The sequence below is a fragment of the Halalkalibacter krulwichiae genome, assembly GCF_002109385.1.
GTDB lineage: Bacteria > Bacillota > Bacilli > Bacillales > Bacillaceae_D > Halalkalibacter > Halalkalibacter krulwichiae.
Genome location: NZ_CP020814.1, coordinates 3,475,592 through 3,496,769, shown reverse-complemented (window position 1 = coordinate 3,496,769; position 21,178 = coordinate 3,475,592). Strand labels below are relative to the sequence as shown.

Genomic DNA, 21,178 nt, shown 5'->3' with positions numbered 1-21,178 from the left:
CTATTTTCTTACATTCTGAGCAACGGTTTATTAATTGTCAAATTTCAACGTTTTTCAATAGCAATGACGAATGGAGGATTGTTTGCTTGATTAATAAACTCATATTTTAATACATGTGCAAAGCGCTGATCAAGTTGTTCAACATACGTTAGGACATGATGCTTTTCTTCCTTGCCTTCTTCGTGTCCATGATAGATGACAAGAACAATGGTTCCGCCCTGTGGCATTAACTCAATTAAATGTTTAATTGCTGTGATCGTTGATGAAGCTCGCGTAACAATTGCCTTGTCTCCCCCTGGTAAGTAACCAAGGTTAAAGATCGCAGCTTTCACTTTAGGGTGATCCATTTCAGGGATCGCATTGATTACTTCCTCGTGTCCCTTATGGTGAAGCTCAACTCGAGTTTCTAAATGGTGCTCTTGTAGCCTTCTCGTTGTTGAGTGTATGGCTTGTTCTTGAATATCAAAGCCATACACTCGGCCGTTATCACCTACTAAAGAAGCTAAATAGACCGTATCATGTCCATTTCCAATCGTGCAATCAACGGCAATATCACCAGCTTTTAGCGCATTTTCTAATAAAAATCTGGCAAAAGGTAAAACACCTAATACTTTCATTATAATCACCTACTACTTTATGTTGTGAAATTTTCCTTGCCAGCTATCACGACGATCGAGTTCCGCTTCAATACCATTTAACACGCTCCACTTATTCATGCTCCACATTGGACCAATCATAATATCAGCCGGCCCATCTCCTGTTAAGCGATGGACAACTAGTTCAGGAGGTATTACTTCTAATTGATCTACAACGAGATTGATGTAATCTTCTTGGCTCATAAATTCAACAAGCCCTTTTTCAAATTGCTTTACCATCGCTGTTTTTTTTAGAAGATGAAGAAGGTGTATTTTAATTCCTTGGACATCTAGTTTGGCTACTTCCCTTGCCGTTTCCATCATCATTTCTTCTGATTCAAGAGGGAGGCCATTTATAATATGAGCACAAACGCGAATCCCATGTTTGCGTAGCTTTTCAACGCCATCTATATAACATTGGTAATCATGAGCACGGTTGATTAAGAGGGCTGTGCGTTCGTGGACCGTTTGTAAGCCAAGTTCAACCCATAGGAACGTTCGCTCATTCAATTCTGCTAGGTATTCCACGACATCATTTGGTAGGCAGTCTGGTCTAGTCGCAATTGATAATCCTACGACGCCCTCTTGGTTTAAGATGGTTTCAAAATAAGTACGTAACGTATCAACGGGAGCATATGTGTTCGTATAAGCTTGGAAATAACCGATGTACTTTCCACTTTTCCACTTTTTGTGCATCCGATCTTTAATCGTATGAAATTGAGTGACGAGATCGTCGCTACGGTCTCCAGCAAAATCGCCTGATCCTCTTTCACTGCAAAAAGTACAGCCGCCATGAGCGACATTTCCATCTCGATTTGGGCAATCGAATCCAGCATCTAACGGAACTTTAAAGACTTTTTCTCCAAAATGATCTTTTAAATATTGATTCCATGAGTAATATCGTTTGTCTCCAAAATGTGAAGGAGTCATTGTAATCGCCTCTTTACTGTAGCCTTAAAGTGTTTATCTTACATTAGGTCAACTAATAAATAAACCTATTATATTGTACACATCTTAATTAGAATCTTCAAAAAAATGTTGCTTTATCGTTCCTGATTAAAAAAGATTGCATTTTAGTAAGAGATCTTCTAAGATGGCTTAGGGAATTAAGAAGGAAGGAGGGCACAACATGCCAAAATCACTTTGGTTCCTTGTCATTGCGATGGCTCTTAACGTAACGGGGGCTTCTTTTTTATGGCCTTTAAATGCGATTATTATACATCAAGAATTAGGAAAGTCACTTACGGCTGCTGGTTTTGTACTAATGTTGAATTCTGCAGCTGGTGTAATTGGAAGTTTATTGGGCGGACGCTTATTTGACCAAATTGGTGCATATAAGACGATGTTGTTTGGTCTAATCGTAACAGTTATTAGTGCTTTTATTTTAATTTTTTATCACAGTTATTATTTTTATATGGTGTTATTAATAGGATTAGGGTTTGGAACGGGGGTGTTGTTCCCGGCTATGTATGCTCTTGCAGGGAGCCTTTGGCCAGAAGGTGGAAGAAAGCCATTTAATGCAATGTATGTTGCTCAGAATGTCGGGGTTGCCGTTGGAACAGCTCTTGTGGGAGTTGTTGCATCTGTCCAATTAACAGCCGTATTTACTGCAAATGCCGTCATGTATGCTTTCTTATTACTATTTGTTGCCATGTTCTTTAGATCGATTGGCAGTAAAGCTGTTCATTCAACTGTCTCAAATGTATTTGAGCAGAAAAGACCAATTAAAAGCAATTACCAAATTCATGCTCTCGGTTTAGTATCGATAGCCTTTTTTATTTGCTGGATTGCCTATACACAATGGCAAGCCAATATTTCCGTTCATACTCAATCACTAGGGATCTCATTACAATATTATAGTTTATTATGGACAATCAATGGCTTAATGATTGTCTTTGCCCAGCCGATTATTGCATACGCCATTCGTAAGTGGGTGCGGACATTAAAGCAGCAAATGATTGTCGGAGTATTGATTTTTATGATCTCGTATGCCGTTCTGCTGCAAGCAGATATATTTACGATGTTTTTAGTTGCAATGATCATTCTAACGATTGGAGAAATGTTTGTTTGGCCTGCAGTACCAACGATTGCTAGTAAACTAGCACCGAAAAACAAGGAAGGCTATTATCAAGGAATTGTCAATAGTGTTGCAACAGGTGGAAGAATGGTTGGACCTTTAATCGGTGGATTAATGGTTGACTTTTACTCGATTTCTGTTCTGATTTGGTTGCTTCTTCTATTATTTATTGTCGCGATTGGGGTAATTTCCATTTATGATCTACCATTAAAAAAACAAAACGCGATTAAGCAACAGAAGAAAGAGGCTGCGAGTCTGCTTGACAGTGACAGCTTGAATGCCTAAAATAACAGTAAGTTCATATGTTGACGTAGAAAAGGAGTAGTAGTCATATTTTGGGAATTTAGAGAGCTGACGGATGGTGCAAGTCAGTCGAACAAGTATGATGAACTCGCCTTGGAGTTTTTGAAAGGAAACTTTCAACGGGTCACGGACGTTACACGTGAAGAGCGAATGATGTAATCATTAATGTGGGTGGTACCGCGGGAAGTATAACAAAACTCTCGTCCCTAACAAATCTTGTTAGAGATGGGGGTTTTTTTGTTTTATAAATATATTACTTTCATTAACAGCTCAAAATTTTCACCATTTGAACAACGGTTATAATAGGAGGATGAAAAAATGTCATTTTCACACGAACAAATTGAAAAAAAGTGGCAACAATATTGGGAAGAAAATAAGACATTCCGTACGAGTGAAGACGAGAACAAGCCGAAATTCTATGCGCTCGATATGTTCCCTTACCCTTCTGGGGCAGGACTACATGTCGGACATCCTGAAGGATATACCGCGACAGATATCTTATCTCGTATGAAGAGAATGCAAGGGTACAATGTCTTGCATCCAATGGGGTGGGATGCTTTTGGGTTACCTGCCGAGCAATATGCTCTTGATACAGGGAATGACCCAGCCGAGTTTACGGAAAAGAACATCAACACGTTCCGTCGTCAAATTAAATCGCTTGGCTTTTCTTATGATTGGGACCGAGAAGTGAACACGACAGATCCAAGCTACTACAAGTGGACTCAGTGGATTTTCACTAAACTTCATGAAAAAGGCCTTGCTTATATTGATGAAGTAGCAGTAAACTGGTGCCCTGCACTTGGGACTGTATTGGCAAACGAAGAAGTAATCGATGGTAAGAGTGAACGTGGTGGGCATCCAGTTGAACGTCGTCCAATGAAACAATGGATGCTGAAAATCACTGCCTATGCAGATCGCTTACTAGAAGACTTAGAAGAGTTAGACTGGCCAGAAAGCATTAAAGACATGCAGCGAAATTGGATTGGGCGTTCTGAAGGAGCAGAAGTGACATTCAACGTTGATGGTCATGAAAGTGAAACAGTAGAAGTGTTTACAACGCGTCCAGATACCCTTTTTGGTGCAACATATATGGTTTTAGCACCTGAACATAAACTTGTTGATGTAATTACAACGGCTCAACAAAAAGTGGACGTTGAGTCATACAAAGCAAAAGTAGCGGCGAAAAGTGATCTAGAGCGTACGGAGCTTTCAAAGGAAAAAACAGGTGTATTTACAGGTGCGTTTGCGATTAATCCTGTTAATGGTGAGCGTATTCCGATTTGGATTGCTGACTATGTGTTAGTTAGCTATGGTACTGGTGCCATAATGGCGGTTCCAGCACATGATGAGCGTGACTATGAATTTGCGAAAACATTTGACTTGAACATTCGTGAAGTTGTAGCGGGTGGAAATGTTGAAGTAGAAGCGTACACAGGAGATGGAGAGCATGTAAACTCTGATTTCTTAAATGGGCTTGATAAAACAACAGCGATACGTAACATGATTGATTGGCTTGAAGCAAACGAATTTGGGAAAAAGCAAGTAACGTATCGTCTGCGTGATTGGTTATTCAGCCGTCAACGTTATTGGGGCGAGCCTATCCCAGTCATCCACTGGGAAGACGGTACAATGACAACCGTGCCGGAGGAAGAGCTTCCGCTGATATTACCGAAAATGAAAGAGATCAAACCATCTGGAACGGGTGAGTCGCCATTAGCCAATGAAACAAGTTGGTTAGAAGTGGTTGATCCAAAGACGGGGAAAAAAGGTCGTCGTGAAACAAATACAATGCCACAATGGGCAGGAAGTTGTTGGTATTATCTTCGTTACATCGATCCGAAAAATGAAGCAGCGTTGGCGGATCGTGAGAAACTAGAAAAATGGTTACCAGTAGACATTTATATTGGAGGAGCAGAGCATGCTGTACTTCATTTACTTTATGCTCGCTTCTGGCATAAATTCCTTTATGACATCGGTGTTGTCTCTACGAAAGAGCCATTCCAAAAACTATATAACCAAGGGATGATTCTTGGTGAAAATAATGAAAAGATGAGTAAATCAAAAGGAAATGTAGTCAATCCTGATGATGTTGTCGAAAGCCATGGTGCTGATACGCTTCGTTTATATGAAATGTTTATGGGACCACTTGATGGCTCAATTGCATGGTCAACAGGTGGATTAGACGGTGCTCGTCGTTTCCTAGACCGTGTATGGAGACTTTTTGTTGATGAAGCAACAGGTGAATTGAACTCCGCGATTCAAGAAACAAAAGGAACAGAGAGCTTTACGCGTGTCTATCATCAATCCGTGAAAAAGATTACGGAAGACATGACGGAGTTGCGTTTTAATGTCGCGATTTCTCAAATGATGGTATTCATTAACGAAGGGTACAAGCAAGAAGTATTACCGAAGGATATAATGGAAGGCTTTGTGAAGATGCTTTCTCCAATTGCACCGCACCTTGCGGAAGAACTATGGCATAAATTAGGTCACACAAATACGATTAGTTATGAGGCGTGGCCAACATTTGATGAGACTCTTCTTGTTGAAAACGAAGTAGAGGTCGTGGTTCAGATTAATGGTAAAGTGAAAGCGAAACTTGTTATCCCGACTGATGCTGGTAAAGAGCAAATGGAACAGTTAGCTCGAGAAGATGAAAAGGTCCTTGCAGCAGTAGGAGATAAAACAATCCGTAAAGTGATTGCTGTACCAGGAAAACTTGTAAATATTGTAGTAGGGTAATGTTTGTTCATAGGGGTGTCTCAAAAAGGTTAATGACCTTTTGAGACACCTCTTTTTTGATCGAGACAAGCTTTCATAAATAAATCGGTTAATAATAGATTCTTTTCAACAAATACTAAAGAAACGAATATACGTTACGGATATCTAAATGAGACAGACTTCCAACTTTAGCAATTGTAAAGGAGTTTTTTAATTGGTTCAGCGATTCAAAGTACTTTATCTTGGTACAGCGGTAGTAGCTTTTCTACTTTTGGCATGGACCTTGATTGATTTCAAGTATGGTTATGTTCCAAGGGAGAATCAAATAGTCAGTCAACAAAAAACGAATTTTCAAGACGATGTAGACTATGATCTGATGGGGGTCTATCTCTCGCCTGAAGAAGCAGCGGAATTAGAGAATGCGGGTCTTGGTGACATGCTGTCACCAGAGAATGGAGCGATCAAGATTGATAAGGACTTGATTGAGTTAGGGAGGGAACAGTTTTATAAGGGCACTTTTAAAAATGAGTTATTCATGACAGATATTTTAGGTTTATTAGATGGACCTCTTACATTTACGAATTTACTCAGAGCAATTGTTGAGTTAAAAGGAGAGTCAACAACCAATCTTCAAGTAGCTTTAGCAGAAGATGTTACGATTGGTCAGCGCCACTGGAAAAAAGGAGAAAAAATCGATACCGGAATAGATGTAGCTAAAGGGGCTGTCACGCCACTTGGCTTTCCGATTTCGATAGAACAGGGGAAAGTAAGAGTTGGGATTAGTTGCGCAGCTTGTCACGCTACCGTTGATCGTGAAACTGGTAAAATCATAGAAGGTGTCCCGAATTCTGATCTTGATAGTGGAATGCTGCTCGCTTTAGCAACAAATTCAACGGCTTACTTTCCTGTGGCGGAGATTGAATCGATACAAGACTATATTACAAATTCAAGTAAAGAGATAACAAATTCAAAAGGAGAAAAAGAAAAGCTTCCAGATCCAAGACTGCTAGAAAAAGCAGTGGACCAAACTTTGCTTAAGTGGCCGAAAGGGAGTTTTGATGTGACAGCTGATGCAACAGCTAATCCAGCGCAGATTCCAGATGTGTTTACCTTCGGAGACCATCCATATGGCTGGAATGGCTTTGCTTTAGTTGGACCATTTAAAGGATTAACAACATTTAATAATAAAGTGCATGCCTTCAATTCAGACTCGCTCTCCTTAGCAGACCATAGTCAAGATTTATTAAATATTAGCAAGGAATCATATATTGGGATCATTTTGCAAAATGCAGCAGACAAAGGCACTCGCTTTCCCTTTTCGTCTACTCTGACTCCGTCTGAATTCAAACAAAAAATCGAGAGGACACCAGACACAGTTGGAGTAAATGAAAGTGTAAAGCCGCCACATTACCCAAATTTAACGATGTTTTCTCCTAATGGGACGACGGTTTCTTCAATTGGTTCAGCAATTGGCTTAGAAAACAATGCGATGTCCGCCTTTCAAAATACCCTTTTGCCGCCAGTACACAGTAGGCAAATAAGTTCAGAAATGAGGAAGATGGGACGAGACGTATTTGAGAGAGGAGGCTGTATCCAATGTCATTCAGGAAAGTACTTAACTAATAATAAGATTATCCCTGTTCAAGAAGTGAAGACAGAGGATTCAAGAGCGAAGGGATCTCGTTTAGTAGGAAAAGTGTTAAAAGAGTCGTTTATGTATGCACCAAATACACCTACGCCATTACCACCGAATGCCCGTGTGTTGAAAGTGCCAGAAGAACATGTGGATAAAGAACAACGAAACCTTGCTTATGCGATTGGCACAGATGGTGGTTACAAAGTAAAAGGGTTAATTGGCCTGTACTGGACAGCTCCTTATCTACATGATGGGGGAGTAGCTGTTGGCAAAGACTTAAAAAATCAATTAGGAGTACCTGGAACTAGTATGAACAATATAGCGGCTGATCCATATAACAGCTTAAAAGCATTAGTTGATCATGAATTAAGAGTAAAGGTAATTAAAGCGAATCGTTCCGTACCTGATTTAAAGGATGTGCATACGGAAGGAGTTGGACACGAGTTTTGGGTGGATGAAACGACGGGATTTACAGAAGAGGAACAAAATGCGCTAATTGAATATTTGCTTTCCCTTGAAATGGAGAAAAAAGAGGATAGTTAGTAATAGCAAGTAAGAAAAAATGCCTGCCTGATAGGAGAGGCGCTCTTATCGGGCAGGCATCTAAACGGTCATTAATTGACCCGAGTCGGTTGATCAGAATTGTTTGGAGATCAGTGGATAGTCGCTTGTTCTGCTGCGGATTTTCCAGCTGTATACCCTGTGGAAAAAGCAACGGTAATGTTGTAGCCCCAGTATAACCGTGGATGTCTAAAACTTCTCCACAAAAATATAATCCACTTTTCTTTTTAGAGTGCATGGTTTTAGGTTCAATTTCTTTTATTGACACTCCTCCACCAGTAACGAAAGCTTTTTCAATCGATAACGTACCATTAACAGTAAACGTAAAATGTTTGCAAAAAGCAATAATTGTGCGCAACGTATCATGAGGGACGGTTGATGCTGGAGCTTGAGTGTCTACTTTTTCTTTTTCAAAGAGGAACAATAAGAAACGCTCTGGAGCAAATCCCTTTAATAAATTTTTTAGCGATTTCTTCGGTTCTGCTTTTGTCTTAGAAAGTAATTGTTGGAACAAAACTTCATCAGACTGCTGGGGAAACAAGTCGATCTCCATTGTAATCGTATTGGTTTGAAACTTTTTAAGTGCCTTAACAACATATTGACTACATCTAAGCGCGGCGGGGCCAGATATCCCAAAATGAGTAAAGATCATATCGCCCTCATGCGTTTTGATTTTCTTCCCCTTTGGATTAAAAACGGTTAATTCGATCTCCCTTAATGATAATCCTTGAAGTGTTTTCTCTCGAATAAATCCTTCATTAGAAGTGATCGGGACCTCTGTTGGATACAATTCAGTAATCGTATGACCAGCTTTTTCTGCCCAAGGATAGCCGTCTCCTGTACTGCCTGTGTGAGGAACAGATTTCCCGCCAGTAGCGACGATAACACACGTAGTTGGAAGCACTTCTCCGTGGTTAAGAATCACTTCAGAAACGGCATCTTGAACGTAGTTGATTGTTTTAACTGTTGTGTTGGTCCGAATTTCAACTCCGAGTTTGCGAACCTGCTGTAACAAGTGTTCAACAACTGTTGTCGCTTTATCGTTCACTGGAAACATTCGCCCACGATCTTCTTCTTTTAATTGGATTCCAAGCCCCTCGAAAAATTGAATGATGTTTTCGTTGTTAAAGACAGAAAATGGGCTATGCATAAAACGCCCGTTCCCAGGGATGTGAGCAATTAAATCTTGTATTTCCATCCGGTTTGTGACGTTGCATCGCCCACCTCCGGATATCGCCAATTTCCGACCGAGTTTATTACCTTTATCGAGAAGAAGAACTGTCGCACCGTGTTCAGCAGCAGCAATAGAAGCCATAAGTCCTGAAGGCCCACCGCCAATCACAATGACATCATATTCCTTCATAATACATTCACCTCATCTTAACATTTCACTTACTTACCATTTTTTTTATGATGTCAAATCTATGATACATAGAGTAGCATGTTTCCTTTAAAAAAGGAATTTTCAAAACGAGCACCAGATTCTAGACTGTGGTAAAATGCAAAAGGAGTTTATTGTTCTAGTGTAAAATGAAAAGCAGCCTAGTTGACTTATATCAGCGAAGCTTGATAAAGATTGAACCGATATATAGATTTTATTGTTCAAGTATCTGATTGAAAGAAGGTATCATGATGTCTGATTCAAAATTAATGCGTGGAACAATGGTGCTTACTGCAGCAACATTTGCTTCAAAAATCCTTGGCTTGATTTACATATTTCCATTCACGGCAATTGTTGGACAAACGGGGATTGCGCTGTATTCATATGGTTATCTGCCATATACGGTTTTGTTAAGTCTAGCTACTTTAGGTGTTCCGCTTGCTGTATCAAAATTTGTTTCGAAATATCATGCTCTCGGTGATTATCGAACAGGCCATAAGTTATTTAAGTCAGGGCTTTTGTTTATGTCAATCACAGGACTATTAGCCTTTTTGTTGTTATATTTTGCAGCCCCTTATTTGGTCCCACTCATTATTGAAGACCCGACAGATACAAAAGGAAACTCATTTGATGACATCGTGTTTACGATTCGAATGGTGAGTGTCGCCTTAATTGTTGTCCCCATTATGTCAATTATTCGTGGTTACTTTCAGGGCTTCCAATCGATGGGACCGACGGCTGTTTCACAAGTAGTTGAGCAGATTGTCCGAATTGTGTTTATCCTGGCTGTTACCTTCTCTATTGTGCAAGTAATGAATGGAAGTGTAGGCCTTGCTGTTGGATTTGCAACATTTGCAGCCTTTGTTGGAGCGCTTGGAGGGTTAACGGTCCTATTAGTATATTGGTTTAAAAGAAAAAAGCACATTCATGAACAAATTGAGATGAGTAAAGTCGATCATAACTTATCTCTAAAATCAATGTATAAAGAGCTTATAGCATATGCATTGCCGCTCTCGTTTGTCGGACTTGCGATTCCATTGTATCAACTAATAGATTTGTTCACGTTTAATAACACGTTAATTGGTACAATCATGTCACAAGAGGAATCTGAAACAGCGTTCGCTGTATTCTCAAATACAGCACACAAAATTGTTTTAATTCCTATGGCTTTAGCGACTGCTCTTTCCATTACGCTATTGCCAACAATCACAAAATCCTATACAACGAACGATCGTGAATTATTACAGAGACAAATTACTCAAACATATCAAATTATCTTATTTTTGACGATACCAGCTGCTGTTGGCTTATCCGTTTTGGCTTATCCGGCATTTGGTGCTCTATATGGGGTCAGTGACCTTGAAATAGGAGGGTTTATCCTTAGATATTATGCGCCAATTACTTTGTTCTTCTCGTTATTTGCAGTAACAGCCGCTATCTTGCAAGGGATGAATAAGCAAAAATATGCAGTTCTTGCGCTTGGAGTTGGTCTGCTGTTAAAGCTTGTAACAAATAGTTGGTTGTTATCAATAATCGGCCCACTTGGGGGATATATGCTACTTACATCGGCTATACAGCATCAATTATTGTCACGGTGTGGGCTATTGGGAAATTTGCAGAGTATTCCTATACATTAATCGTTAAGAGAACGGTACTCATCTTACTTTTCGCTGCTGTTATGGCAGGTGGAGTAAGTGTTGTTAGTATAGGCATGCAAACGATACTGCCCATTACAACACAACTACGTGCGTTTCCAAGTTTATTTGTCGGCATAGCTGTTGGCGCCGTTATTTATTTATACCTTGGTTATCGTTCCAATTTAGCAGGAATGGTTCTTGGAGCTCGATTCAAATTTCTGAATAAAAAGAAGCAGCGTCAAGAAGGCTAAAGCAACAAAGCCTTTTTGAAAGGGAATAAACCACATGCGCAGCGGATGAAGCATTGCCGCTGCTTTTCTTTTTTAAATGATGTTTTTCTCAAATTTATACATCTTTTTTTACTTTTTCGACATGTGTTGGCAATGAATGCCTCTTTTGCTTGCATATGTCGTTTGTTATAATTAATAGGTCAATATAATGAAAATAAATATGTAGTCGATAGTCGATTAACATTTTTGCTAGAAAAGGGGGGCGCGATGAAGTATTCATTTCGAAAAGATAACGATTGGTTGCTAATCATCACGACGTTCCTTTTGGCTGCGTTTGGCTTGATTATGGTATTTAGTTCGAGCTATGCAATAGGCATAGTGGGTGATAGTGGAAATCCGTATACATTTATTCAAAGGCAAATAGTTTGGTTTGCTCTAGCGTCAGTTGCTTTTTTTATAGTGATGCATTTTCCTTATCGATTATATAGGAAGCTGTCTCCTATCATTATCTTATTATCAATTATTGCACTAATCCTTGTGAAAATGCCTGGATTAGGTGTAAATATCAACGGAGCAGAGCGTTGGATAGATCTTGGACCTTTACGAATTCAACCATCTGAGTTTGTGAAACTTGGTATGATTATTTATCTAGCACAAGTTTATTCACAAAAACAAGCTTATATCGATCAATTTATAAAAGGAGTAATGCCTCCTTTAGTCGTAGTTGGATTTGTTTTCGCGTTAATCATGTTGCAACCGGATTTGGGAACTGCAACATCAATCCTTTTAGTCACGCTTTTGCTCGTTTTCTTCTCTGGGGCAAAATGGCGTCATTTAATTGGACTTGCTGGTGTTGGAATTTCTTTGTTTATTGTTTTTGCATTATCTGCGCCTTACCGAGTCAGACGATTGACATCGTTTCAAGACCCGTTTGCAGATCCGTCCGGAACAGGACATCAGGTTATCCAGTCGTATATTGCAATGGCTCATGGTGGCCTCACAGGGACAGGACTCGGACAAAGTGTACAAAAGCTCTTTTACTTACCAGAAGCCCATACAGATTTTATTTTAGCTGTTGTATCTGAAGAGTTAGGTCTATTAGGTGTTCTATTTGTACTTGGGGCACATGGGGTAATTTTAACTAGAGGGGTTATGATAGGGGCTCAGTGTAAAAATCCATTCGGGAGTTTGCTCGCGTTTGGAATCGTATTTCAGATTGCTATTCAAATTGTGTTCAACGTTGGTGCTGTCACAGGCTTGTTACCAATTACAGGAATTCCACTCCCTTTAATCAGTAACGGAGGCTCGTCTCTACTAATCACACTTATTTCGTTAGCGATATTAGCGAATATTTCTCGTAATAATATTCGCCAGCGTAGACAAAAAGAATTCAAGGAAGAAACACAGCTTTCCGCTTCTTAAATGCGAGAAGCTGTTTCTAATAGATGGAGGCTACAATGGAAGAACGTAAATCTGGCGTTCAACAGATCGATTACACATTACTCTTTCTGTTGTTTGTGCTAATGTGTTTTAGCTTATTAGCAATTTATAGTGGATCCGGACAATATTTTAGTGATGATCCAACATATTACGTGAAGAGACAAATAATCTGGTTCATTGCTGGTGTCATTATCATGTCCGGTGTTATGGTAATAGATTATGATATGTATAAAAATTTCTCTATTCCGCTCTATGGAATCGGTGTTGTATTATTACTACTTGTTGCATATTCGCCGTTAGGCGTTTTCCGAAATGGTTCTCAGCGTTGGCTTGATCTTGGTCCTGCCGAAGTCCAACCTTCGGAGTTCATGAAGATTTTCTTGATTATTGCAATGGCCCATTTGCTTTACCGGGTCACAATGAACCGAACGACAAAAGATTTAAAGTCAGACCTAATCATTGTTGCAAAAGTATTTGCAATAGGACTGCCGCCTTTTTTCTTGATTTTAACACAGCCAGACTTAGGTACAGCGCTAGTCATTGCTAGTATAATGGTTACGATGTTGTTAATGTCAGGTGTTGCTTGGAGAATTCTCTTTGTCCTTGGAATTGGGGCTGTTAGTGGAATTTTGTCACTAGTCTACTTGCATAACAATAACTTTGAATTGTTCTCGAAAATTATTGCTTCTCACCAGCTTGATAGAATTTATGGTTGGTTAGATCCGTATGAACATCAAGGGTCATATGGGTATCAGTTAGTAAATGCGTTGAGAGGAATTGGTTCTGGTCAACTATATGGAAGTGGTTTTATGCAAGGTGTCCAAACTCAAAGTGACCGTATTCCAGAAATACACACAGATTTCATCTTTACTGTCATTGGAGAGGAATTCGGATTTCTTGGTGCAACGATATTAATTGTCACGTATTTTCTATTGTTTTATCGCATGGTAATTATTGCTCTAAGCTGTAACAACTTATTTGGAACGTATTTAGTTTCAGGAGTAATTGGGCTCCTTGTTTTCCAAGTGTTCCAAAATATCGCCATGACAATTGGGTTGATGCCAATTACAGGCTTAGCTCTTCCATTCATTAGTTATGGAGGAAGTGCGCTATTAACCAATATGATCGCAATGGGTATCGTACTCAATGTAAATATACGAACGAAGCATTACATGTTCGAAACGGAGGAATCAAGCTTATAGAGTTGCTAATCATTTGATTATCAACTCTTTCTTTTTTTGTATTATATTATTTAGTGTTTGAAACAGGCATTTAAGGAATATACAAAAGAAAGGGTAGTTGTGATTAGAGATCTTGTAAAGGGAGGTTTTTAATAAAATGATCATGATTGTTGGTTCGGGACGGCTTGCTAGCATGTTGGTAACTGTGTTAAAAGAAAATCAGCAAACATACTTATTTGGACGCAACGAAAGAACGGTTCAGGGATTGATTGATCAGTATCCTTTTTTAAAGAAGGCAGATACATCTAGTTTTGCTAAAAGCAAAGAAGTATTTCTTTGTTTGCCACCGCATGCTTACGAACCTTTTCTATCTACATATCAAACGTTTTTTCTACAAGACGTGAATTTTTATCATATGGCAACGGCTATTAGCGAAAAAGAAGTGAAGGAACTAGTCAAGGAACGAAATGTCATTCCTTTAAAGTTGGCTGGTCATGCAGCTGTCGTTAAAAAAGAGAAAAGAGGTTTGTTTGTCGTTCCACAAATGTGGAAAGATGAAGGGGAACAGATAAAAAAATGGTTTCCGACAATGAAGTTTGTGGCAGCGCGAGAAGAAGAAGTGTTGAAGGCGAATCAATTAGGGACAGAAGCAGCTGTTGCAATGGTTTTACAGCTACAAAGTGCATTAGCAGAAAATAAAATCAATCAGGAAATCGTCAAATATACACTTTCACAAACCGTGCCAGGGGTCATTGAAGCCTACCAAACAAACGATTTAGGTGGATTTGCAAGAAAAGTAGTTGAGCAATTGAAGCAGAAGGGTGAAGGAAATGAGAATAGATAAGTTATTAGCAAACATGGGTTATGGTACGAGAAAAGACGTAAAAAAACTGTTGAAATCTGGTGGTGTCCATGTAAATGGAGAGACTATCAAAGAAGGTAAGAAGCATATAAACACAGATTCAGATTTAGTAACGGTGTATGGAGAAGAAGTCGAGTATAAACCATATATTTACTTAATGTTGAATAAACCTCAAGGGGTTATATCGGCAACGGAAGACCTTGAACATGAAACGGTCATTGATTTACTGCTTTATGAACATGCAATGTATGAACCATTTCCTGTTGGCCGACTAGACAAAGATACGGAAGGGTTTTTGTTAATTACAAATGATGGACAATTTTCACATGCTTTAATGTCTCCCAAAAAACATGTCCCAAAAACATATATAGCAACCGTAAAAGGAATGGTGACAGATGTTGATGTTCAGCGCTTTAAAGAGGGGGTCACACTTGATGATGGTTATGTCACAAAGCCTGGTGAGCTAAAGGTTATTGAACAAGGCCCAGTGTCAGAAATTGAACTCACGATCACAGAAGGAAAATATCATCAAGTAAAAAGAATGTTTGAAGCTGTTGAGAAAAAAGTATTAACATTAAAAAGAACAAAGATTGGTAAGCTAACTCTCGATCCTGAGCTTGAACTAGGAACTTATCGAGAATTGCGGCAAGAGGAAATCGATTTGATACTATCAAGAGATTGAATGGGACCGGATGAAAACCAAAAGAACAGATGCCCAATAAACAGTTTTATTGGGCATCTGTTCTTTCAATATTAAGACGGTTATGATACACGAGTTTTCTTTTTCGTTACGCTCCATTTGCCACGGGTAGGTCTTTCAACGAGTTTGTTATACTCTAACACATTTAGGTCGCGTTGAATAGTCCGTTGGGTGATGCCGAATTCTTCAACTAACTCATTCGTTGTGACGGTCCCCCTTTGTTTAATGTAAAGGTAGATAGACTTGATACGAGTCAGCATACGATCAGTTGAAGTTTTCAAAAAACCACTCCTTATTCATAATCATGACTTGATTAGTAGAGTCTATGTAATGGCGTGGCTAATGATGCCATTACATCTGGAATACGATGAAAGTATTCCAAAGGGCGAATAACCGCAGCTGCCCCTTTAGTTGATTTTTAAAAGTAGGCAATGTAATGTTGAAGTTAATCAATGTGGCAAATGGTTCATCGTTCCCTTGTTGCTTACATTTTACAATAACTTGTTCAACTATGCAAAAAGGTTGTACGAATATTTCTCTAATTTGTAAAGAGGTGAAAGATATGTTGAAAATAAATTGGCAAGCTGAAGTAGAAAAACGAAAGGAAGAAATTGTTTCTGATACACAGGAATTTCTGCGTATTAATAGTATTTTGGACGATTCGACGATTACGGTTTCTCAACCTTTTGGAGCGGGAATTGCCCAAGCGTTGGAACATATTTTAACAAAAGGTGAAAAATTTAGTTTTTTTGTGAAAAATGTTGATGGCTATGCTGGAGTGATTGAGTATGGACAAGGAGAAGAGAGTGTGGGCGTCCTTTGTCATATCGATGTCGTTCCTACAGGGGAGGGATGGACAACTTCGCCATTTTCCGCAGCGATACGTAATAATCGAATCTATGCTCGTGGGGCAATTGATAATAAAGGACCTACAATCGCTGCTTTCTGGGCGTTAGCTATCGTGAAGGAACTTAAGCTTCCAATACATAAACGTATCCGTATGATTTTAGGTACAGATGAAGAAAGCAATTGGAGATGTGTTGACCATTATTTTAAACATGAAGAAATGCCAACAATTGGTTTTGCCCCAGATGCTGATTTTCCTATTATCCATGCGGAAAAAGGAATTACCGATGTTTCGCTCGTCTGGAACGCTCGAGATGATAAGGACAATCAAAAAATAAAAGTCCTTCAGTTTAAGGCTGGTGATCGTTTTAATATGGTCCCAGATCAGGCAGAAGTAGTTATTACAGGAGACGAGAAACTGTTGAAAGAGATGAAGGATCAATTTACTCATTTTCTCGTTGGGCAAAATCATAAGGGAACCACTCGATTAAATGGCAATTCGCTTCAGATCGTATATGAAGGAATATCGGCTCATGGTTCAACTCCTGAAAAGGGAGTGAATGCAGGACTATTTCTTACTCAATTTCTAGCAACTTACTCTTTTCAGTCAACTGCGAATCATTTTTTTCAATTTGTTGAGAAATACAGTGACTTTACTGGGGAGGCTTTAGGAATTGCTGTACAAGATGATGCTTCAGGTAAACTCTCCATGAACATAGGGAAATTAACTTTCTCAGAAAATGGAGAAGCTGAAGTTGGGTTAAACATAAGGTATCCAGTAACTGCTTCAGGTGAGGAATGTTTAACAACTCTAAAAGAAGTTGCCGGGTCCAATCATGCTCAAATGCTCGTTCATGATCATATGAAGCCTAATTACGTTGAGAAAGACCATCCGCTTATTCAAACTCTACAGGATGTGTATGAGCGTCAAACAGGAGAAGAGCCGACTCTATTGGCAATTGGAGGAGGAACGTATGCTCGTTCGTTGAAAACTGGAGTGGCATTTGGACCGATGTTCCCAGGTCGAGAAGACGTTGCTCATAAGAAAGACGAGTGCATTGACATCGATGATCTTTTAAGAATGACAGCCCTTTATGCAGAGGCAATGTATGAATTAGCAAAAGAAGCGTCTCAATAGGTTTGTTTCTAACCTTTGAAGACGCCCCTTTTAATTCGGGCTTTTAAAGCAGATCATCTAAGCCAGTTTTATTATGATTTTTGTTCAAATAAATCCGTTGAAAGATAACGCTCGCCCGTATCACAGGCAATGGCTACAACGACGTCATTTGGCGTTAAAGTTTTTGCTACTTCCATTGCCGCAAAACAAGCTGCGCCAGAAGATGGACCAACTAGAATAGCCTCAAGTCGAGCTAAATCCCGTGTTACGCGATAAGCATCTTCATCTTCAATTTTTAATATTTCATTATATACATTTTCATTTAAAATTGGTGGGATAAAACCTGGGCTTGTCCCAACAAGCTTATGTGGACCTGGTTTACCACCAGATAACACAGGAGAACCAGCCGGCTCGACAACATGAATCGTTGCATTTGGGTAAAATTTTTGCAATTCTTCTCCAGTGCCGGTAATGGTTCCACCTGTTCCAGACGCAGCCACGAATGCAGACAATGATGTACCTATTTCATCAAGTGCCTCTTTAATCTCGACTGCTGTTGTGTGACGATGAGCATCTGGATTAGCTGCGTTCTCAAATTGCATTGGCATGAAGCTATTAGGGATTTCATCTAAGAGTTGCTTAGCTTTCTCGATTGACCCAGGCATTTTTTCATCTCCTGGTGTTAAGACAACATCTGCTCCGTATGCTTTTAGTAAGTTAATTCGTTCAGCTGACATTGTATCAGGCATGACAAGGATTGCCTTATAGCCACGTGCTGCAGCATTCATTGCAATTCCGATACCTGTGTTACCACTTGTAGGTTCGATAATTGTTGCACCGGGTTTTAATAGACCATCCTTCTCTGCCTGAATCATCATATTATAAGCGGCGCGATCTTTTACACTACCACTTGGATTTTGCATTTCCATCTTTAGATAGACAGTAGCACCGTTAGGATCGGCAATTCGATTTAAACGAATAAGTGGTGTTTCTCCTATTAATTCTGCAACATTATTTACAACTTTCATTTATGTACACTTCCTCTATTTTTAAATTTGTTCTTATTTTAACATACTACCTATCCTATTGACTAAACCTTATAGGAATAGTACAACATACAAGAAAAGACAAAGGCAGGTGTGAAAAATGCAACTCCATTATTTCTTAGCGATCCCCTTACCAGATCTTTTGAAAAAGCAAGTCATGAGTTCCGTTCAATCGGAAGTTCTTTCTTTTAAGCGCTGGGTTCATTGGGCTGATCTTCATTTAACGTTAGTTTTTTTAGGGGCATGTACCGAGGAGCAACTCGATTTTCTTCAACATAACTGCAAGAATTTACTGTCTAATTGGAATCGTTTTACTCTTGAACTTTCTTCATTAGGAACTTTTGGAAAAGAAAGGGAACCTAGAATATTTTGGGTTGGAGTCAAGGAACAAGCTTTGTTACACTCATTAAGAAAAGATGTGTATAATCTCTGTTTGGAAGCAGGTTTTTCCTTGGAAAAAAGACCATTTTCTCCTCATATTACAGTTGCACGAAAGTGGATTGGAGACCATGCATATCATTCAAAGATAGTTGATGAGACGTTGATAGGTGAAAAATGGCAGGTAGACAAGGTCATTCTTTATAAGAGCGTGTTAACAGAGGAGCCAAAATATAAAGAAGTCAATGTCTTTCCGATGAGTGGAGATGAAAAATGAAAATTGCATCAATTATTTGTCATGTAGTGATATTATCAATTTTTTATGGGGTGGAGTAGCAATCCAAAGATGGTTGGACCTTCCAATACCAGGTAGTATCATTGGGATGCTACTCTTGTTTTTAGCGTTGTTGTCTAAGGTGTTACCTGTTCGTTTTATTGAAGAAGGATCAGCTTTGCTTTTGAAACATATGCCTTTATTATTTTTACCGGTAACTGTAGGGATTCTTCAATTTTTAGATGTGTTTGCTGGTAGCGGAATTCTATTAATCTTAATAACTCTAATTAGTACAATCATGGTTATGATGATTTCTAGTTTAATAGGTCAAAAGCTAATCAAAAGAAAAGAGGTCGAGAAGAAGTTATGATAATTGGTGTTATCGCTATTCTAATTACAGTTCTTGTATACATTGGCTCGAGAGCATTTTATCGTCGCTTCTCTTACCCATTTACGCTCCCATTATTAGTAGGGACGATCATCCTGATCACAATTATGCTCCTATTGGAAATCCCATATGAGACGTATTACATTGGTGGACGTTGGTTAGAGTTATTGTTAGGTCCGGCTGTAGTAGCCTTAGCCTATCCGCTTTACCGTCAATTGGACTTATTAAAAAAATATTTTTTTCCTATTGTGATTAGTGTTAGTGTAGGCGCTATCGTTGGGATTATCAGTGGCCTTATGCTTGCTAGAATAGTTGGGGTGCAAGAGGAATTTATCTTTTCCCTAGTGCCTAAATCTGTTACAACACCGGTTGCAATGGATGTCGCGCTAATAATGGGCGGAATTCCTCCACTTGCTGCTGTGCTCGTAATGGTTGCCGGTATTGGAGGGGTTGTAATGGCTCCTTACATATATAAATGGATTAAGGTGAAAGATGAAATCGGCAGAGGGATTGGAACGGGCTGTGCATCGCATGCAATTGGAACCGCTAAAGCACTAGAATCCAGTGAAAAAGAAGGGGCTACTAGTTCTGTCGCTATGACATTAAGTGCGGTCATTGTTTCACTTATTGGTCCGATGATCGTCTATCTTTTTATATGATAAACATGGTACGATCATAACATTGTAGTGGCCTAGGAGGGACGAGTGTGGCACATTTAATCAAACTAGAAGATTATATCTCTCGTTACCAATTTGATTTAAACAGATATCCGAGTCAATTTACTCGTATGAAAAAAGAGAGATGGTTTTATTTAAAATCAGAGTGGAAGCAAGTGCAATTTGATGCTATTCAAAAAGAAGATTCGCTGAATATAGACAATAACGCCCCAAAAAAGAAAGGTCTTCTTACACGGCTAAAGCATTGGAGAAAAAGAGAAAAGGTGATTGAGGCAGTTGATGTTTTTGAAGACCCATTTCTTTCTAATACTTTGGAAAAAGTAAAAGAAGAGTATTTAGATGAATTGTTTCATTCGCAATTGAGGTGGGCTAGTTCTTCATTAGTTGGGGAATCTTTATTAGATCCAAAATATGAAACAGATGAGTGGTTACGCTTCTTTGCTCAGGAAATTCCAGATAATTATTTTCTAATGTATAAACCAGTGTTCTTTGTAAAAAAGGCACCTGTTGAACTAGATATCATTTTAATTAGCCCAACAGAAGTAAATTGTATTACCATTTTAAAAGGGCAAGAACATAGTGTGTTTGAAGCTAGCTCAGATCGATTTTGGTTAGAGTATATTGATAAGACTCGTAAGAAACGAATCAGCCCTCTCGTCTCGTTGTCTAGAATGTCAGGCATCATTAAACCGATATTAGATGAAGAGGGTGTTGTCTTTCCTGTAAAGAGGATTGTGCTAAGTTCGAAAAGTATTATTGATAATAAGATGCAGGGTGCTAGAATTGAGTTAATTGATAAAAGGAATTTTCAGGAGTGGACCAACAAATTGAAAAAACATCCGTCTCCAATTAAAAGTAAGCAAATGAAAGTAACTTCTTTGCTGCTTCAGTCTTGTTTTACCGATTCAGGAGAGAAGGTAGAAGAAGAATGATGGAGAAGAACTTGAATTGGATGATGAAAATTCATATAATAACCAAGGCAGATAAGTACATGAAGGAGGAATAAGTATCGATAAGTCTAGGTTAAGTCGTTTTCAGATAGATGATTTTAAATGGAGGGTCAGGAAAGTATTCAACTGGCGTGGCGG

Annotated in this window: 18 protein-coding genes, 1 pseudogene and 1 other annotated feature; of the genes and pseudogenes, 14 read left to right on the top strand and 5 right to left on the bottom strand. The window is 39.0% G+C overall.

Annotation, left to right across the window (positions count from 1 at the left end; genetic code table 11):
• Positions 1-44 precede the first annotated feature (44 nt).
• Together mnmM and mnmL are read right to left on the bottom strand one after the other, a co-directional pair.
• A complete protein-coding gene (gene mnmM, locus BkAM31D_RS17585) occupies positions 45-617 on the bottom strand; it encodes a tRNA 5-(aminomethyl)-2-thiouridylate-methyltransferase MnmM (RefSeq protein WP_066158986.1) in 573 nt (190 codons plus the stop codon).
• Between the two features lie 12 nt (positions 618-629).
• Positions 630-1,565, bottom strand: coding sequence for a tRNA modification radical SAM protein MnmL/YtqA (gene mnmL, locus BkAM31D_RS17580; protein ID WP_066158983.1), 936 nt, complete (start codon positions 1,563-1,565; stop codon positions 630-632).
• 199 nt (positions 1,566-1,764) lie between these two features.
• Here mnmL and BkAM31D_RS17575 point away from each other — a divergent pair, with 199 nt between their 5' ends.
• The 3 genes from BkAM31D_RS17575 to BkAM31D_RS17565 all read left to right on the top strand — a co-directional run bounded on the left by BkAM31D_RS17575 (position 1,765) and on the right by BkAM31D_RS17565 (position 7,915).
• The gene (locus BkAM31D_RS17575) at positions 1,765-2,997 is read left to right on the top strand and encodes an MDR family MFS transporter (RefSeq protein ID WP_066158980.1); all 1,233 of its coding nucleotides are present in this window, start codon (positions 1,765-1,767) and stop codon (positions 2,995-2,997) included.
• A 17-nt stretch (positions 2,998-3,014) separates the two neighbouring features.
• Positions 3,015-3,226 (top strand) — a binding site (T-box leader).
• Between the two features lie 107 nt (positions 3,227-3,333).
• Positions 3,334-5,757, top strand: coding sequence for a leucine--tRNA ligase (leuS, locus tag BkAM31D_RS17570; RefSeq protein ID WP_066158977.1), 2,424 nt, complete (start codon positions 3,334-3,336; stop codon positions 5,755-5,757).
• Positions 5,758-5,950: 193 nt separating this feature from the next.
• Positions 5,951-7,915, top strand: a complete 1,965-nt coding sequence (locus BkAM31D_RS17565; RefSeq protein ID WP_066158974.1) for an electron transport protein — start codon at positions 5,951-5,953, stop codon at positions 7,913-7,915.
• A gap of 110 nt (positions 7,916-8,025) precedes the next feature.
• Here BkAM31D_RS17565 and BkAM31D_RS17560 read toward each other — a convergent pair.
• Positions 8,026-9,296, bottom strand: a pseudogene (locus BkAM31D_RS17560) (BaiN/RdsA family NAD(P)/FAD-dependent oxidoreductase).
• A gap of 266 nt (positions 9,297-9,562) precedes the next feature.
• On the opposite strand from BkAM31D_RS17560, the gene BkAM31D_RS17555 reads away from it, so the two are divergent.
• From BkAM31D_RS17555 to BkAM31D_RS17535, 6 genes are all read left to right on the top strand, one after another.
• On the top strand, positions 9,563-10,951 hold the full coding sequence (locus tag BkAM31D_RS17555) for a putative polysaccharide biosynthesis protein (protein WP_371807164.1): 1,389 nt from the start codon (positions 9,563-9,565) through the stop codon (positions 10,949-10,951).
• Positions 10,909-11,202, top strand: a complete 294-nt coding sequence (locus tag BkAM31D_RS24890; protein ID WP_371807163.1) for a hypothetical protein — start codon at positions 10,909-10,911, stop codon at positions 11,200-11,202. Before BkAM31D_RS17555 ends, BkAM31D_RS24890 begins: the two co-directional genes overlap by 43 nt.
• Before the next feature lie 246 nt (positions 11,203-11,448).
• Positions 11,449-12,603: a putative lipid II flippase FtsW gene (gene ftsW, locus BkAM31D_RS17550; RefSeq protein ID WP_066158965.1), complete on the top strand. Its 1,155-nt coding sequence runs from the start codon at positions 11,449-11,451 to the stop codon at positions 12,601-12,603.
• Between the two features lie 35 nt (positions 12,604-12,638).
• A complete protein-coding gene (gene rodA, locus BkAM31D_RS17545) occupies positions 12,639-13,823 on the top strand; it encodes a rod shape-determining protein RodA (RefSeq protein WP_066158962.1) in 1,185 nt (394 codons plus the stop codon).
• Between the two features lie 136 nt (positions 13,824-13,959).
• Positions 13,960-14,646 carry a hypothetical protein gene (locus BkAM31D_RS17540; RefSeq protein ID WP_066158960.1) on the top strand — a complete coding sequence of 229 codons (687 nt, stop codon included), beginning with the start codon at positions 13,960-13,962 and terminating at the stop codon, positions 14,644-14,646.
• The gene (locus BkAM31D_RS17535; RefSeq protein WP_066158957.1) at positions 14,633-15,346 is read left to right on the top strand and encodes a pseudouridine synthase; all 714 of its coding nucleotides are present in this window, start codon (positions 14,633-14,635) and stop codon (positions 15,344-15,346) included. The genes BkAM31D_RS17540 and BkAM31D_RS17535 overlap by 14 nt, the downstream gene beginning before the upstream one ends.
• An 80-nt stretch (positions 15,347-15,426) precedes the next feature.
• On the opposite strand, the gene BkAM31D_RS17530 is transcribed toward BkAM31D_RS17535, so the two are convergent.
• Positions 15,427-15,645, bottom strand: coding sequence for a DeoR family transcriptional regulator (locus tag BkAM31D_RS17530; RefSeq protein ID WP_066158954.1), 219 nt, complete (start codon positions 15,643-15,645; stop codon positions 15,427-15,429).
• A gap of 281 nt (positions 15,646-15,926) precedes the next feature.
• Between BkAM31D_RS17530 and pepV the strand changes: the two genes are divergently transcribed.
• On the top strand, positions 15,927-17,348 hold the full coding sequence (pepV, locus tag BkAM31D_RS17525) for a dipeptidase PepV (RefSeq protein WP_066158948.1): 1,422 nt from the start codon (positions 15,927-15,929) through the stop codon (positions 17,346-17,348).
• A 71-nt stretch (positions 17,349-17,419) separates the two neighbouring features.
• Here pepV and cysK read toward each other — a convergent pair whose 3' ends face one another.
• Positions 17,420-18,355 carry a cysteine synthase A gene (gene cysK, locus BkAM31D_RS17520; protein WP_066158944.1) on the bottom strand — a complete coding sequence of 312 codons (936 nt, stop codon included), beginning with the start codon at positions 18,353-18,355 and terminating at the stop codon, positions 17,420-17,422.
• A 118-nt stretch (positions 18,356-18,473) separates the two neighbouring features.
• Between cysK and thpR the strand changes: the two genes are divergently transcribed.
• Genes thpR through BkAM31D_RS17500 form a run of 4 tightly spaced genes read left to right on the top strand, consistent with a single transcriptional unit; the run spans position 18,474 to position 21,022 of the window.
• Entirely contained in the window at positions 18,474-19,028 is a 555-nt protein-coding gene (gene thpR / locus BkAM31D_RS17515) for an RNA 2',3'-cyclic phosphodiesterase (protein ID WP_066158941.1), read from the top strand.
• Positions 19,018-19,395 carry a CidA/LrgA family protein gene (locus BkAM31D_RS17510; RefSeq protein ID WP_085449816.1) on the top strand — a complete coding sequence of 126 codons (378 nt, stop codon included), beginning with the start codon at positions 19,018-19,020 and terminating at the stop codon, positions 19,393-19,395. Before thpR ends, BkAM31D_RS17510 begins: the two co-directional genes overlap by 11 nt.
• Positions 19,392-20,072: an LrgB family protein gene (locus BkAM31D_RS17505; protein WP_066158937.1), complete on the top strand. Its 681-nt coding sequence runs from the start codon at positions 19,392-19,394 to the stop codon at positions 20,070-20,072. Before BkAM31D_RS17510 ends, BkAM31D_RS17505 begins: the two co-directional genes overlap by 4 nt.
• Positions 20,073-20,119: 47 nt before the next feature.
• Positions 20,120-21,022 (top strand): hypothetical protein, encoded by a 903-nt coding sequence (locus BkAM31D_RS17500; protein ID WP_066158934.1) that lies wholly within the window; start codon positions 20,120-20,122, stop codon positions 21,020-21,022.
• The last annotated feature ends 156 nt before the right edge of the window (positions 21,023-21,178 follow it).